10 protein-coding genes are annotated in these 16,270 nt (G+C 45.5%); 6 read left to right on the forward strand and 4 right to left on the reverse strand.

Annotation, left to right across the window (positions count from 1 at the left end):
- Positions 1 to 8: 8 nt before the first annotated feature.
- Positions 9 to 3,962 carry a hypothetical protein gene (locus tag IPJ02_10950; protein ID MBK7376052.1) on the reverse strand — a complete coding sequence of 1,318 codons (3,954 nt, stop codon included), beginning with the start codon at positions 3,960 to 3,962 and terminating at the stop codon, positions 9 to 11.
- Positions 3,963 to 4,266: 304 nt separating this feature from the next.
- Here IPJ02_10950 and IPJ02_10955 point away from each other — a divergent pair, with 304 nt between their 5' ends.
- The 3 genes from IPJ02_10955 (at position 4,267) to rsmA (ending at position 10,547) form a co-directional block, all read left to right on the forward strand.
- A complete protein-coding gene (locus tag IPJ02_10955) occupies positions 4,267 to 7,335 on the forward strand; it encodes a PQQ-dependent sugar dehydrogenase (protein ID MBK7376053.1) in 3,069 nt (1,022 codons plus the stop codon).
- A 121-nt stretch (positions 7,336 to 7,456) separates the two neighbouring features.
- On the forward strand, positions 7,457 to 9,535 hold the full coding sequence (locus IPJ02_10960; protein MBK7376054.1) for a TonB-dependent receptor: 2,079 nt from the start codon (positions 7,457 to 7,459) through the stop codon (positions 9,533 to 9,535).
- A 259-nt stretch (positions 9,536 to 9,794) separates the two neighbouring features.
- Positions 9,795 to 10,547 (forward strand): ribosomal RNA small subunit methyltransferase A, encoded by a 753-nt coding sequence (rsmA, locus tag IPJ02_10965; protein MBK7376055.1) that lies wholly within the window; start codon positions 9,795 to 9,797, stop codon positions 10,545 to 10,547.
- Positions 10,548 to 10,600: 53 nt separating this feature from the next.
- On the opposite strand, the gene IPJ02_10970 is transcribed toward rsmA, so the two are convergent.
- The 3 genes from IPJ02_10970 to IPJ02_10980 are packed head-to-tail and all read right to left on the reverse strand — an operon-like array spanning position 10,601 to position 13,415.
- On the reverse strand, positions 10,601 to 11,515 hold the full coding sequence (locus IPJ02_10970; GenBank protein ID MBK7376056.1) for a hypothetical protein: 915 nt from the start codon (positions 11,513 to 11,515) through the stop codon (positions 10,601 to 10,603).
- A 51-nt stretch (positions 11,516 to 11,566) separates the two neighbouring features.
- On the reverse strand, positions 11,567 to 12,196 hold the full coding sequence (locus tag IPJ02_10975; protein MBK7376057.1) for a hypothetical protein: 630 nt from the start codon (positions 12,194 to 12,196) through the stop codon (positions 11,567 to 11,569).
- A gap of 31 nt (positions 12,197 to 12,227) precedes the next feature.
- Positions 12,228 to 13,415: a hypothetical protein gene (locus IPJ02_10980; protein ID MBK7376058.1), complete on the reverse strand. Its 1,188-nt coding sequence runs from the start codon at positions 13,413 to 13,415 to the stop codon at positions 12,228 to 12,230.
- A 228-nt stretch (positions 13,416 to 13,643) separates the two neighbouring features.
- On the opposite strand from IPJ02_10980, the gene IPJ02_10985 reads away from it, so the two are divergent.
- Genes IPJ02_10985 through nrfD form a run of 3 tightly spaced genes read left to right on the forward strand, consistent with a single transcriptional unit; the run spans position 13,644 to position 16,267 of the window.
- Positions 13,644 to 13,871: a hypothetical protein gene (locus IPJ02_10985; GenBank protein MBK7376059.1), complete on the forward strand. Its 228-nt coding sequence runs from the start codon at positions 13,644 to 13,646 to the stop codon at positions 13,869 to 13,871.
- A gap of 26 nt (positions 13,872 to 13,897) precedes the next feature.
- Entirely contained in the window at positions 13,898 to 14,863 is a 966-nt protein-coding gene (locus tag IPJ02_10990; protein MBK7376060.1) for a 4Fe-4S dicluster domain-containing protein, read from the forward strand.
- A 42-nt stretch (positions 14,864 to 14,905) separates the two neighbouring features.
- Complete coding sequence (nrfD, locus tag IPJ02_10995; GenBank protein ID MBK7376061.1) at positions 14,906 to 16,267, forward strand: polysulfide reductase NrfD; 1,362 nt, start codon at positions 14,906 to 14,908, stop codon at positions 16,265 to 16,267.
- Positions 16,268 to 16,270 lie beyond the last annotated feature (3 nt).

The following is a 16,270-nucleotide window of genomic DNA, read 5'->3' on the forward strand; positions in this document are numbered from 1 at the left end:
GTCGGTATCTAAATAGTTAGGGATACCATCGCCGTCAAGATCTGGTGTGCCCCCAACCCGTTACCAGAAACACCAACACCGGTATTATTGGCATCTACGTTTTGAGAGAATCCATCGTTATCCGTATCCACATAATTATCAATAATGCCATCGCCGTCGGTCTCTACACCATATGATTCCACCGCATCAGGTATGCCATCATTATCACTGTCCAGGTCATACTGGTTGATGATGCCGTCCAGGTCCTTGTCTGCATTATCATTTACACCATCACTGTTACTATCGATAAAGCCGGGGAAGGTCGGGTCAAGGTAATTAGGGATAGCATTACCATTGGCATCGGCTCCGTAATCGAAATTATCATTTACGCCATCTACGTTGACGTCTATAAAGCCAGGATACGTAGGATCATTCCAGTTTGGAATTCCATTACCATTGGCATCCTGCAGGGCAACCGGGTTATTGAATTCAACATAATCCGGGATACCGTCATTATCATCATCAATATCAATGCAATTGTTCAATACCGTTAAGGTAACCGGGGTAGGATCTGAATAATTGCAGGAACCTGCGAGGTTCGATGCCGTAGTAGCAACCACCATCCGGTACAGATCTCCGTTGTTGGCAGGCGTGGTGGCTGAAGGAGGCAAAGTATAAGAATCCACAAATTCAAAATATCCTGATATAGGGGTCAGTGTGGCCACACCCGCAGTGCCGGCAATGTCGACCCAGTTTGTGCCGCCATCGGTACTGCGTTGCCACTTGTAATAGATATATACATTATAATAAGACCGTACGGTGTCAGAAATTGTCAGTGTTTGTCCTGCACATACCGTCGGGCTTGCAGAAGGCGAATAGACCATGTTGGGGTAACAGGTACGTATGCTGATATCATCGATCACCCAGTCGTTACCGCCACCACCCGGGGCATTATTCCGGAAAGTAACCCTGAAATTGCTTTGTGTAGAGTCTGTTTTAAATACAAAGGAACGTCTTACCCAGTTGTTCAGGGTATCGGATCCGGTTTGTGTTCCACCAAGGCCCTGGTAAACCAGTTCCCCGGTCGTATAATAATCTACCCCGTTGATCTGCATGGCGATATTGGGCCGTACACCTGCAGAGTCGCCCGCAGCTGTAGGAATATAGCCTGCCGTAGAAGCGCCCCTGCCCATGGAGTCGCAACCGCACTTGTAGCAGATATTCTTAAACCAGGCAGAAACTTCATAATAGGTTGCACCGCATGCACCGGCCGCATTGAATTCAAATGCTACGTCGGTCTTATAAGCTGAATTGATTGCCAGCATATAGCCGCACGGATTTGTTGAACTGATGGGCAGTAATGGATTGCAAGGTAGATTTCCTTTTGCGGTGTTTGTTGAACCGGAATGGTCGCCGGTTATATCCCAAAGTGTAAATACCCGTGCCGCACCGCCGGGTTTGGCCACGGTCTGGTTGGTAGAATTATTAGCACTTGTATTATTGGCTACGCCGTAGTAATAGTCCTGGGGTGCGTTCGCACCAAAAGCGGCATAGGTATAATTTGTGTTGGGAGAAGTACCCCTGTTCTGTGAACCGGGACTTGCCGCCGGGGCACCAAATGTTCCGTTGAATTCATCCCCGATAACATTTGTTGCAGAAACAGCATCGGGGCAGGCGCCGGGGCTTGCATAAATGATCAGGCTGTCGTTGGGGAAGTTGATCGTATAGAACACGCCGGTAACAGAGTCCCTGTATCGGAATGCTCCGCCGCCAAAATTTATTTTTGTATCGTATCCTGCATTTACCGTTACCCGGTAAGTTGCCATGATGATACAGGTATTATTATAAAAAGAAGGCCTGGAGCTGCTTCGTACAATACCTCCATTGGTGGGAGTGGCCCCGGCACCAATATTGATCCGGATCGCCGTGTCGGTACCAACCCCCGCAGTAGTGTAATGGCCTGGATCCGCATCCTGGGCATCTGAAAACAGGGTATATATTTTTCCTTCATTGGTCCGGGTTGCGATGGTACCTGCATTCAGGGCAAATCCCATTCCCGGCGAAAGGGTATCATAGAATGCAACGCTGTCGATGGCCCGGTGCTGGCTGGCAGCATTTTGCCTTACCACCAGGGTGGCCCTTATTTCCAGCACATCGCCTGGGTTGATGGTTCCTCCCACTGCTCCATCTGTTATATTAGCATATGTTTTGCCATAATCTATCCGGGCACTTCCGGTAGGATTCGGGTCGGTGATGCAAATATTAAAAGTATATGTACCAGCAGCAACCGGTGCTGCTAAAGTCTGTGTGGTGATCCTCACATAATATGTTGCCCCTACGGTTAAGCCGGCACCTCCCGGATTTGTTGCCGTATTTCTCGGCGAAGTAGAGCACGCACCTACCTGGGTCAAAGAGCCACAATTGCCGGAGAATAATTGAATACGCGGACCGGCTGTGGTAAGATTGGCACCTACTGAACTGAGTGTTATTACGGGGTAAGCAGACTGGGCCACAAACATATACCATACTTCAGGTGATAATGCATTGCCGCAGGCAGGTAAACCAGCCGTTGCCGTTGCATTGATCAATGTACCCGATACATTGGAACAGGCTACCGCACTGGTCAGTAAAATGGCGCCTGCACAGGCATCATTGGCCGGTGGGGCGGCGGTTCGGGTTATACAAATATTAAAATTAGCTACCGTACCTGTTCCGGAAGGATTTACGTTAAAATTGGCTATGCGTACATAATAGGTTGTGCCATTTACCAATCCCGCTTGCGTAAGTGAAGTACCGGAAACACATGCAATGGAGACCAGCGCCCCGCAATTACCCCCGTATATCTGGATTCTTGGAGCAGTAAAATTTGCTCCCAGGCTGCTTATCGTAACAGTATGCTGGGCAGCTGCCGTTGCTACAAAACTGTACCATACGTCATAGTAAGTACCTGCGGCAAAACAGCCCAAAGGAGTTGCTGCATTTGCTGTAGCCAGGTCGAGTTTTCCGGCTGTGTTAACACAAGATGCACCAGGGGTTAATGCTATGGCTCCCGCACATTCGTTATTGGCCGGTGGCTGCTGCACACAGATATTGAAATTCCAGTCGCTGGTGGCTGAAGCAGTAGGGTTTGAAGTTACATATACCCGTACATAATAGAAAGTACCGATCGTTAATCCCGCAATGGTCATCCGGCCATTGGTAACGGATACCGCCTGGCATCCCAGTGATACAAAACCTGCACAACCTGCCCCGCTCAGCATTTGAATGTAAGTTGATGCGGCTGAAAGGTTAGAACCTAAATTGTTCACGGTAACTGCATGGGTAGTTGAATTGGCCTGGAAGCTGAACCACACATCGTAGGTGGTGGTTGCCGTAGCTCCGCCGCAGGCTCCGGTAGGAGCCGAGTTGGTAGCATAACGAAGATTACCGGTAATGGTATTGCAATTGGAAGCCGATGTTAAAAGCGTGGCCGTATTGCAATTATCGTTGGCCGGGGGAGGATTCGGGTGCGTTATACAGATATCAAAATTTCCGTTGGAAGTAACTGCAGCGCCTACATGGGAAACACGAACATAATAGGTATTGCCGATCGTTAAACCGGTTGCGGTTACGGTTGATCCGGTTGCACAGGCTACCGAAACCAACGCAGCACAGGTACCGCTGAATATCTGAACTTCCGGGTTAGTAAAATTACTTCCCCGGTTACTTATTGTTGCCGTATGTGTGGTACCAACAGCCGTAAAGCTGAACCATACATCATAATGGGTGCCGGCAGAGCAACCGGCAGGAACACCTGCGCTGGCCGTTGCGTTCCGGATGGTATATCCATTATTGTTACAGGAAGTGCTGGATGTACGGGATATGGCATTGTTACATTCGTCATTGGAAGGTTGTGCAAATACCACCGTTGATAAGAATAAACAAAATGAAAACAACAGTACTGTTTTTCTACAGGACGTATAGTTGGATAGAATTGCTTTCATAAATGGATTTTATTGTTTTAATCAGGATATATGGATAATAACAGGAAATAAATACATTTAAAATTATATACGTTTCATATATAAATTCAATAATGTGTTTTATTCTTTACATAACGGATTATCATATTTTTTATTGTAAATCATCCGCATTCGTGTAATCAATATGAAAGTCAGGAATCATTGGATTTTTTTCCGGAAGACTACAATAATTTTCAGAATTAACAGTTAACTACCTTGTTACGTGTATGATGTATACTATACCCTGGTAATACGTCTGTCCAATAATATCCTAAATTAACCATTCATGAAACCAACAGCTACTCGCATTACCCTTTCCTTGCTTTTCATTTTATTTTTTGCCGGAACACTGTTTGCACAGCCGCCCAATAACAATTGTGCCAATGCCTCGTTGATCACAACCGATTCAGCCTGTGTTACCGGAACAAGCCGGCTTATCAATCAAACGCTGAGCCTGGCAACGGGTGACGGGGGTACCATCACAACAACTTGTACAGCCGTTGCCTCTCAGGATGTGTGGTACAGGTTTGTGGCCAAAACCCCGCAACCGACCATTACGGTAAGCAGTTTAGGCAGCAGTTGGGGCACCACGTTAAAAATACAGTTGTTATCGGGGTCATGCGGTGCTTTTACGGAAGTAGCCTGTGCCAACAATGCACCGGTTACACCTTCACTTGCCAACCAACTCATACCCGGCAATACCTATTATATAAGGATCCATAAGAACAATACTACAGCGCCAAGTGGTTCTAATTGGGGATTTACCATTTGTGTTACCGACCCCCTGTCAAGGGGCGGACGCATAAACGAGGTTTTTTCCCGTACGATCCTCTCTGCAGCTTCTGTGCTTAATTATCCCTGGGAAGTAACTTATGGCCCTGATAATAACCTGTGGGTTACGGAATCAAAAGGATACAGGGTTTACAGGATCAATCCCACTACCGGGGTAAGAACAACGGTGCTGGATATTTCGCAGAACAGTACTTTTCTTCCATTGGCAGACCGGGTATTTAATTGCCAGTTTGCAAACGGGTCAGGTGCCCAGGGCGGATTGGCAGGATTAGCAATCCATCCAAAATTTCTGGACCCGACCACACCGGAGAATTATGTTTATGTCTCTTATGTATACAGTTCCAATGGGGGTTCATCGCCAACCGGAATATTTTTTACAAATCGCCTGGTCCGGTTTACCTATAATACAGGAACAGGGCTTTTAGAGTCACCGGTTTCTTTGTGTGATACATTACCCGGCAGCAGCGACCATAATTCACAACGGATAATCATAGCCCCGGTTACCCCGGGCGGAACCAATTACCTTTTTTATGCATCCGGTGACATGGGATCCGGCCAGTTTGGAAACAGGACCCGCCCGCAAAGGGCGCAGAGCCCTACTTCCTATGAGGGGAAGATACTGAGGTTTAACGTGGCACCTGATGGGGATGCTGGATTGGCAGCCTGGATACCCAATGACAATCCTTACTCTGCTACCAGTGCGGTATATAGTATAGGAATCAGGAACAACCAGGGTTTTGCCTATGACACGGCATTGAATATACTTTATGGAGCCTCCCATGGCGCATACAGCGACGATGAAATAAATATCATAGAAGGTTTTAAGAATTACGGACACCCATTGGTACAAGGATATGCAGCCGACGGAAACTATAACGGCAACCCGGTTCAGGGCACCAATACCAGTGTTTCTGCCGGTGCGCCTTTCCCCACCAGCAGCGGTGTATCCAGTTGTCCGCCTGTTGGCAATGAAGCAAATAACGCAATAGCCATAGATGCCAGCGGAAACGGGCTTTACAAAGACCCTCTTTTCTCCGGTTATATTTCCACACCCGCCAACATTTTAAATATCTGGCAAACGAACCCGGGCAATGCAGGCTGGCCTTCCGAAGGCTGGTCGGGTCTTGATTTATATTCGAACAAGTACATTCCCGGTTGGAGAAAATCATTGATGACCAGTGGATTGAAATGGGGGCGTTTGATAAAGCTCAGGCTCGGGTCAGCAGGTACCACAACCCTTCCCAGTAATCTTTCTTATGGTAATACAGGCGATACGGTCACCTATTTCCAAAGCACGAACCGTTACAGGGACCTGGCATTTGCACCGAATGGAAAAGATATCTTTTTGGTCATGGACAACAGTTCTGCCACATCCGGACCTGGTGTTGGAAACCCCACGGTACCCGCTTGCCCCGGATGTGTGTTGAAATATACTTTCCTGGGTTATGCAGATGCAGCCGGATTCAGTACGATACCCAAATCCATCGGCGTTACCGATGGGCCGGTAAATACCTGTAACCCGGGTACTACGATAACCATTGATGGTACTAATAATTATTTATGGGTGCCTATCACGGGCCCGGATGGGAATATCCTGGCAGAAATAAATGCCATGGGGCAAAACCTTGGCCAGGTCACTTCCTCTTTTTATAAAAATTCCGGTGGGATCCGTGCCAACGGAGGGGTCCATTACCTCGACAGGAATATTACCATTACGCCGGCGGTTACAAGTTTTGGCACACCGGTTAAAGTAAGGCTCTATATTTCCAAAGCCGAATTTGATGCACTCGTGGCAGATCCGTTAAGCGGTGTTGGAGCTATCGGGCAACTGAAAGTGCTGAAGAATGACGATGCCTGCGGTTCTGGCATTGCTTCATACCCTGCTTTGCTGAACCCTACCAATACCGTTCTTTCCGATCTGCAACACGGCGCCGATGGATATGTGCTGCAGGTAAACGTTACCGGGTTCTCTTCTTTTTATTTTGCTGCAAGCAATGCAACCCTGCCGTTCAGCCTGATCACATTCACCGGTTCGCTCGAAAATAAAACCACCAGCCTGCTGAAATGGAAAACGGCGAATGAGACCAATACATCCAGCTATGTGGTTGAACGGAGTGCCGACGGACAGAATTTCAACCCGATCGGAACCGTTGCAGCCAGTGGTAATGCATCAACAGAAGCCAATTATAATTTCAGGGACCCTGAAGTTGCCAACGAGCAATCCCTGAACGTTTTTTACCGGTTGAAGATGTTTGACCTGAATGGCACGTACCGGTATTCAACTGTTGTAAAAGTAACATTGCCTGGTATTCAAAATGACATGACCATCTCTCCAAACCCGGCTGTGACCGATGTGAAGGCAAGTGTGACTTCTGCAGAAGAGTGCGATGCAGAATGGCAGGTGATCGATGCCGCCGGCAGGGTGTTGTTGAAAAACTCCGTTTCATTGCGGAAAGGGAATAATGACCTGAATATAAATATGAGCCAGATACCTTCCGGTACGTATTACCTGAAGATCAAAGGAACCTGCATCGAATTAAGGAGCAAGTTCCAGAAATTATAGACCCCGCCAGGGTTGAATTAAAATGCAGCCGTAAAAGATCTTTTGAGAGGCCTAACCCTCTCAAAAGATTTTGGCTCATTTTTTAAAAAAACAAAATAGCTTCGCTAACTAACCAGCTTCCATGAAAAAGATTACACATGCCTTATTTACCCTCCTTCTGTTGCATCAATATTCGATTGCACAGGAAAGACCGGGTACAGACTCTTCCACAACGCTTAACGAGGTTATTATAACCGCCTTTGAACAAAACAGGGTGATCAATAGCGGCACCATCGTGAAGGTGATCAGTAACAGCAATGCCGACAGGTATAATAAATCATCTCTTGTAAGTGCATTTAATACAATAGCCGGGGTCAGGATGGAAGAACGTTCCCCGGGAAGTTACCGCATCAATATGCGGGGCAGTTCACTCCGGTCGCCTTTTGGGGTACGCAATGTAAAAGTTTACTGGAACGATATTCCCATAACCGATGCCGGGGGCAACACCTATTTCAACCAGTTCGCCTATAATAATTTTTCTTCCATCGAACTGTTTAAAGGCCCCGCAGGCAGTATGTATGGCGCCGGTACCGGCGGGTTGCTGCTGATGCACAGTTTTGACAATGCCTGGAAGCCTTCTGTGAGCCTGGAATACATTACCGGCAGTTATGGGTTACAGAACATATTTACTTCGGTTGGATTTGGAGAGAAAAATTCCCAAAGCCTGCTTACCTATGCCCATAATCAAAGTGATGGTTACCGCAACCACAGCTCAAGCAAAAGAGACAATGTGAGTTTTGTCTCCCGGTATAAGATATCCGGCAGGCAACAGTTAACGGCGGCTGTTTTATACGACAATTTATTTTATGAGACCCCGGGTGGACTGACGAAAGCGGAATACCTTGCCAATCCAAAACAGGCAAGGCCTGCTGCGGGTAGTTTTCCCAGTGCAGATGCTTCAAAAGCAGCGATCTACCAGCAGAACTTTACGGCCGGATTAAATCATGCGTACAATTTTACCGCTGCATTTAAAAACTCCACCTCTGTTTATGGCTCTTTTGCCCAGGTAAAGAATCCCACATTCCGTAACTATGAACGCCGCAACGAGCCGGGTTTTGGGGGAAGAACTTCGTTCATCTATGATAAAAAGCTAAAGGACGCTGATCTGAAAATAGTAGCGGGGGGAGAATGGCAGGCAGCTTATTTCAATACCCAGGTTTCTAAAAATAAGAATGGGAACCCCGATACGCTTCAAACCAATGACGATATTCAATATTCGGCTTACAGCCTCTTTACACAGGCCGATATCAGCATCAGGGATAACTGGATCATTACTGCAGGGGTCAGTATCAACCGGTCGGAAGTGGATTTTACCAGGCTGAATCTGTACCCGTTAACAGAGCAGGGACGTACCTATAAAAGTGAATTCTCACCAAGGATATCGGTGCAGAAAAGGATAAAAAGCAATCATACTGTCTTTGCGAGTGTTTCAAAAGGATTTTCTCCGCCTACTATTTCCGAGTTGCTTCCTTCTACCGGGGTGATCAGTACCTTCCTGGAGGCAGAAAAGGGCATCAACTATGAAATGGGCGGAAGGGTAAGCTTATTGAAAAACAAACTGCGTATAGAGGCTACCGGATTTTATTTTAAACTGGATAATGCATTGGTAACAAGGAAAGACAGTTCCAATGCGGATTATTATGTGAATGCCGGGAATACCAGGCAAAAAGGTCTGGAAATAAGTGCTGATTACTCCACTGCTTTTTCCCGGAGTTCATTGCTGGAACAAATAGGAATTAAAACGGCCTGGGCACTGAACGATTTTAAATACGGTGATTTTAAGAAAGGCAAAACTGATTTTTCCGGCAAGCGGTTGCCGAGTGTACCCGGCAACACCCTCTCTGTTATGGGAGATGTACGGTTTAAGAAGGGTCTTTATTTTAACTGCACGTATTATTATGCATCAAAAATATTCCTGGATGATGCCAATGCCGTGGCCGCAGATCCCTATCATTTAGTTGGCTGCCGGGCAGGCTGGAAGCCCGCTGCCATATCAAAAGTTAAATTAAATATTTACAGCGGGGTTGATAACCTGCTGGATGAAACCTATAGCTTGGGCAACGATATCAATGCCGCAGCCGGGCGTTATTACAATGCTGCACCAAAACGGAATTTTTATGTGGGCGTTTCCGTTCAGTGGAACTATTCGAAAAAAAACTGATACCTGCAGGCTGGTATGAACCGGATGGGTGCCCGGTAAAAAATATTCCCCAAATACATGAAAGGGTAGTGCATCTGTTTTAAAAAATAGTTGTCAGCCTGAGCTTGTCGAAGGCGATTTAACAGTACGATAAGCTTCTACATCCCCATAGTCATCGGGACAGCCTGACACGATTTATGGTTCAACATTTTCAAACGGATGCACTTCCATGAAATGCCCCCCGGGACCGGGGGGCATTTTTACTGTACTTTTGCAATGAATGTATACACATAAAAAATCACTGGGTCAGCATTTCCTGAAAGATGAGAACGTCATTAAACGGATCATCATGGTTTTAAAGGAAGATGCATTCAATAAACTGCTGGAAGTAGGGCCGGGCGCCGGGGCATTGACAAAATACCTAATGGATATGCCCGGGGTTGAACTCAAGGCGGTGGAACTGGATGAAGAGAAAGTGATATACCTCTCAAAGAAATATCCTTCCCTGAAAGATAAACTGATCCACCAGAGTTTCCTGGAAATGGATAAGCCATTTGATGGACCGTTTACGGTGATCGGTAACTTCCCGTATAATATCTCCACCCAGATCCTGTTCAAGCTGCTTGAATGGAAGGATGACGTGCCCTGTATCATCGGCATGTTCCAGAAAGAAGTGGCAGAAAGGGCGGCGTCAAAAGAAGGCAGTAAGGTGTACGGGGTGTTGAGTGTACTGGTACAGGCTTATTATGAAGTGGAATACCTGTTTGCCGTAAGTAACAACTGTTTTGATCCGCCCCCGAAAGTGCAAAGCGGTGTTATCCGGTTAAAAAGAAAAAGATCCCCCCTGGGTTATAAGAGTGAAAGGGCTTTTTGGGTACTGGTGAAAACCGCTTTTAACCAGCGGCGTAAAACCATGCGTAATGCGGTAAAGTCCCTGTTTGATGCAGCAGTATTGCAGGATGAATTGTTTTCCCGCCGGGCAGAAACACTAAGCGTGGAAGAATTTGCTTCACTTACGTTTCGTATGAAATAAAAAGCCGCCTCGCTTTTGGCGAGACGGCTCTCCTGTTTTATCATCCTCATGCCTTATTTTTTCAGATTCATGCTCCGGTTAATGGTAAAGCCAAATGCAAAATTCCCGTCTTTCATCCGGCTGTTGTTCCTTGCCAGCTGATCAATGGCAGATGCATCGGTTGTGTTGCCCACATAAAACTGGAACAGGTGGGTGCCGGTACTGATCTCAACGCCGAGAGAAAGCAGGTCGGGTTGATAGTTGGTGATCGTGCCGTTCTTACTGATCAGGTTCTCGTACATGTTAAACTGCCTGGAATATTCCATGGTAATATTCAACTTGCTGGTTGCTTTGTATTTCCCGGCTATGCCCATGGAGAATACCTCATTGCTGTTGTTGATGCCGTAGGGAACCACGTTGAAGTGTATCCAGGTAGGCATCAGTTGCAGGGAGAATTTATTGGAGAACTTCCGGGCTATCAGTAGCTGGTTCATGAATGCAAACCGGTTGGCACTGAAATCAATATCCGGGTCCTTGGCGGTATTCACATGGGCCATGGAATACCATGCGACAGAAACGGGGATATTCTTTAAGCCTGTTTGCTGGCGCAGAATCCTGAACTTAAGAAATCCTTCATACCTGGACCTGCCGGCAGCAGCCACCCCAACATTCAGCCAGTCCAGCGCTGAATAATCAAAAGACATATAGGTATTTGCTACCCCGGAGTTGATACCGAAAAGCTGCGCAAGGTTTTGAGAACCGGCGTCTTTGTTCCACAGGTAACTGAAGTGGTGCGAGATCAGGAATTGCAGGTTGCCTTTACTTACGGACTCCACGCTCTGCATATTGATGATCTTGGTGGCGTTGAATGTTGCCCTTGCGAATTTTTTTGCGGGAGCTTCTTTCTTTTCTGTTTCGGTTACTTCCTGTGCCAGCAACTGGGTGAAAAGGCCAAAACAAAGAACAAAGGCCGCTAATATCTTTTTCATAATGATTTTATTTACGTTAATTATTGGTATGTTTCATTACTGGTTACCGTTTTACTGAGGCTGTCCCTGGGCGATCCACTCTTTGATCTTGTTGGATGTACAGGTGGTTAAGCTCAACGATCCTCCTTTATGACCCTGGGCGCCACCGGTATTTGCCATAATGGTCAGGGCATTTTTTTCTGCCACCAGTTTGTTGTAGTCAAGAGCCAACGCAATGCCTCCGTGGCAGGTTGCGCCTTTACAACTGGAATTATAGATCGGTAATATGTCCCGTGTATAGGTAATGGTTCCTGTTACGGTACAGCCTGAACCATCATCGTAAGGATCTCCCTGTGCGATCCACTTCTTGATGATATCCCTTTCGTTGGGTGCAAATTCAATACCGCCGCCTCCGGGGTGTTTGCCTACGAGTCTCGACATGGTATCCAGGTATGCCCTTCTGCCCAGGATAGCATCATAAAAGATCACGTTGTTTTTCGGATCAGAAAAAAGCACGGCACGTATGGTTGCACCGGACGTGTTATGGCATCCGCAGGGGGCAGCTGTTACAATGGGAACCACTTCCTGCCGGAATGAAACCCTTGGTACCGCTAAAATGTCTTCTTTATTTTTATAGCAGGATGACAGGAAATAAATGGTCATCGAGAAAGCCATGGCTGCTAATATGATTGTTTTTTTCATAAACTGAAGTTTTTGAATGATTTGATGTTGATCATGGTTTGATGAAGTTTCCGGATTTTGCGTATTTGAAGATGCCGGCATTTGTAGGTCCGTATTTCCAGACATCCGGAATATTCGGGTCAGCAAAGTACCAGGCTTTTATCAGGGCAACTTCAGATGGCTTGGCACCTCCGTCATCATATGCCATATTACCGCTCTTACTTTGTGCCACACCCGTACGTACGTTGTGGTAGATAAGCGTTGAATCCATGCGCCGGATGAAATTATCATTGCTGTTCAGGTAATCGCCCTTAACATAGTATTGCTTCAGTGTGACCGGGTCGGTGTATTGAACAGAAGTATTACTGCGTACACTTTTTGGATACAATATATCCAGTATGATATCGTCGTAACTCTGTAACGGACCCCGGGTGCTTTGTGATGATACAGGAGTGGTATAGGTTTTATAGGGCCTGAAACTTGCGAAAGCCACTGTATCAGAATAGAATTTTTTAACACTGTCCTTGTAGGATGTCCAAACCTGGTCTAACAGATTTTTATTGATAAGCTGGCAATAAATGGTCGCTACACCGGTTATGGGATTGATATAAACGTATTGTGAGGTATCTGCTGCGGTCAAACCGGGCACCAAACCTTTCCTGGCCCATCCGCCGGCTGCGGTAGCCTGGCTGTGGCAATTGGCCGATGCACAGCCATCTACGATCATCCGTATGGCAGCAGGCCGGAAGTCTGCCAGGTTGGGCTTCTCTTTTGCCCCGTTCCTGATCCAGTTATAAATAATTCCTTTGTCGGTTGTGTTCAGCTCATGGTTGGAATTTACCGGCGGCATTGCTTTATCAAAATCATTGGTGGTGATATAGTCCCACAGTTTGCTGCTTTCCGGGCTTCCGGGGCTTACATACTTCATGATGTCGGTATACGTGTCGAATTTAGGGGCGATCGGCCCGCCGTGACAATTGGAAGTGCCGCAGTATTCATGAATAATGGTTTGAACCCCCCTGAATTTCATCACGTCATTTACATCAGGTGTTGCATCGGCGGGGTTAACGGTATTCGACTCATAAAATGCAGCAAAGACCGTTGAATCGGCAGTGCCTGTAAATGACCTGTTCAGTCCTTTGATTATGTCACCTTCCTTTTTGCACTGCAAAACAGATGCAGAAACAAACATGACTATAAAAAAGAGTGTGATTGATTTGATTAGCGAGATCTTTTTCATAATAATTAGTTTACTTATTGAATGTTGATACAGGGATGATTTTTGCTGTAATCAGGGTTCAAATCTATCAAGGGACACTTTACAATTTCATGACAATACACCATGGGCAGGATGATCTTAATCATGGGGTGAATAGTTTAAAATCATGAAATCAATAATAAGGTCCAGATAAATTGCACTTGTTTTTTTTACCAGCAAGTATTGAATTACAAATAAATATTTATTTATATGCGAAAAAATAAAAAGACGAGTGATAAATCCCGCCGGTGGTTTTTATCGCTGTTTACATTGTCTGATGACAATGCGGGAAATAGTGAAAAAGTAAAAATGCTTACAGCGGATGGGAAACTGGTGGAGATAGATAAAGCTGTTTTGGAGGAAGTGTCTAAAAAACAAAAGTCTACCAATAAGGAGATCTACGACTGGATGCAAAATCCTTCAAAAAGAAAATTATAGTTGATCCTTTCAAAACCAACTGAATCATGAAAGAACAAGACAATATACAGGATAATGGCAGGCGGGGATTTATAAAAAATGTTGCTGTTGCAACAGTGGCAACAGCTGCTTGCGGCAGTTTATCCTGTTCCTGCAATTCAAAAACACCGGTAATACCGGAAAAGGTAAAACTGCTTTCACCCGATGGCGAAATTGTTGAAATTGATTCTGCGTACCTCAATCACCAGGAGAACATGGCCGTTTTATCGCAGCATGAACAAAGGGTTGGTATGCCCGGAAAGAAATTTGTGATGGTGGTGGACCTGGCCCGTTGTAAAAATGCACGTAAATGTATTACTGCCTGTCAAAAACACCACTACCGTTCAGAAGATAAAGAATGGCTTACTGTAAAACTGCTAAAGGATAGTGACAAAGGCGCTCCGTACTGGTTCCCCAAGCAGTGTTTTCATTGCGACAATCCTCCCTGTGTGAAGGTTTGCCCGGTGGATGCCACTTATAAAAGGCAGGATGGGCTGGTGCTGATAGATAACGAAAGATGTATTGGCTGTAAATTCTGTATGGCAGCCTGTCCCTATTCTACCCGTGTATTTAACTGGGATGAACCCGAAATATCCTTTGATATAAAGGATCTTCCATACAATGCAGAAACAGGCGTGCCTGCCAAAGTGGGTACCGTTGAAAAATGCGATTTCTGCCCGGACAGGTCAAGAGAAGGATTACTGCCACCTTGTGTGGAATCCTGTCCGAACGGAGTTTTTTATTTTGGAGATGTAAATGAAGATGCTGTTTGTAATGGGGAAGAGACGGTAAGTTTTACCCAGTTGATAAAAGACCGTGCCGGTTACCGGTTTCTGGAAGAACTGGGAACCAAACCAAGGGTTTATTACCTGCCTCCGAAAGAAAGACAGTTTCCTGTAGAACGGGGATATGAAGACCTGCCTGATGACATTAAAGCAAGGTTTAAAGATATCATGGAGGCTGAGAAAAAATAATCCTGCAAAAGGATATTATGATCATTATAAAGTGAAAATTTTATGGAACTCAATACTTACCAGCAGAAAGCTTTCGACTACCAGCGCCCTAATATTGAAAAGTTTGGAAAAAAGAATTTGATCTGGAGTATTTTCTTTTTGATCTGCATACTGGTTGGCCTTTATGCTTTGTACCTGCAAATTGCCAAAGGGCATGGTGTAACCGGTATGCGGGATAATGTAGTGTGGGGGCTTTTCATTGTAAACTTTATCTTTTTTATAGGGCTCAGTTATGCTGGGGCAATCATCGGGGGGGTACTGCACCTTTCAAAAGTGCCCTGGGGTAAGCCCATTGTGCGGCTTGCACAAATGATGACACTTATCTCTGTAATAGTAGGCCCCATATTTATTTTATTATGTGTAGGCCGTTTCGACAGGTTGCATCACCTCTTTATTTATCCACGCATTCAATCTCCCATGACATGGGATGTGATGGCTGTGCTTACTTTTTTTGCCGGCGCTGTATTGTTTCTGTACATGGCCCTCATAAAGGATTTTGCCGTATACCGCGATGCCAAAATGAATATTCCGAAATGGAAACAAAAACTGTATAAAATTTTAGCCATCGGTTACCGCGGAGCAGCCAGCCAAAAAAGGCATTTGATCATTTCGCAAAACCTGCTGGCCATAATCATGGTACCCTTATCTATAATTGTATCATCTATTCTCTCCTGGATATTTGGAATGACACTGCGGCCTGGCTGGCATAGTACCATCTTTGGCCCTTACTTTGTTTTAGGAGCCCTATATTCCGGATGCGGAGTTTTGATCGTTGCCATGTGGGTGTACAGGAAAATGTATAAACTCGAAAACTATTTTACAGATAAACATTTCTCCTACCTGGGTTACGGTATGATGGTGCTTGGAGCCGGCTATGGCTATTTTACTTTTTCAGAATATTTTACAAATTGGTTTGGCTCTGCTAAATGGGAGAGTGAGGTAATTAATAAACTCTTTAGTTTTCATGAATACGGCGGATGGACATTATTTGCCAATCTTGCCGGTATCGCCTTACCGATAATGATCGTAGCAATTCCTGCCACCAGGAAACCTTTATGGATAACAATAAGTGCATTTGTGATGGTTATTGCACTGTGGGTTAAGCGTTACCTTATTATTGTACCAACGCTTGAAACACCGGCAGTACCCATACAGGATACCAGGATGGAATTTGTAAAATACAGCGCTACCTGGCCTGAATGGGCGCTTACCATTGCCGGAATTGCATCATTTCTTTTATTTTTTACAATCATCTCAAAATTTGTAACAGTGGTGCCGGTATCTGGCCTGGAAGAAGTTAATTTTCCGCATGAACCTCATCATCACCCTGTTGATACCTTGAATGATGAAACAAAACCTGCTTAAAAG

The organism is Chitinophagaceae bacterium (assembly GCA_016710165.1).
Classification (GTDB): Bacteria; Bacteroidota; Bacteroidia; order Chitinophagales; family Chitinophagaceae; genus Ferruginibacter.

Coding starts and splice junctions, on each gene's coding strand:
- IPJ02_10950 (MBK7376052.1), bottom strand. CDS start 3,962: ATGAAAGCAATTCTATCCAACTATACGTCCTGTAGAAAAACAGTACTG.
- IPJ02_10975 (MBK7376057.1), bottom strand. CDS start 12,196: ATGAAAAAAACAATCATATTAGCAGCCATGGCTTTCTCGATGACCATT.
- IPJ02_10960 (MBK7376054.1), top strand. CDS start 7,457: ATGAAAAAGATTACACATGCCTTATTTACCCTCCTTCTGTTGCATCAA.
- IPJ02_10955 (MBK7376053.1), top strand. CDS start 4,267: ATGAAACCAACAGCTACTCGCATTACCCTTTCCTTGCTTTTCATTTTA.
- rsmA (MBK7376055.1), top strand. CDS start 9,795: ATGTATACACATAAAAAATCACTGGGTCAGCATTTCCTGAAAGATGAG.
- nrfD (MBK7376061.1), top strand. CDS start 14,906: ATGGAACTCAATACTTACCAGCAGAAAGCTTTCGACTACCAGCGCCCT.
- IPJ02_10990 (MBK7376060.1), top strand. CDS start 13,898: ATGAAAGAACAAGACAATATACAGGATAATGGCAGGCGGGGATTTATA.
- IPJ02_10970 (MBK7376056.1), bottom strand. CDS start 11,515: ATGAAAAAGATATTAGCGGCCTTTGTTCTTTGTTTTGGCCTTTTCACC.
- IPJ02_10985 (MBK7376059.1), top strand. CDS start 13,644: ATGCGAAAAAATAAAAAGACGAGTGATAAATCCCGCCGGTGGTTTTTA.
- IPJ02_10980 (MBK7376058.1), bottom strand. CDS start 13,415: ATGAAAAAGATCTCGCTAATCAAATCAATCACACTCTTTTTTATAGTC.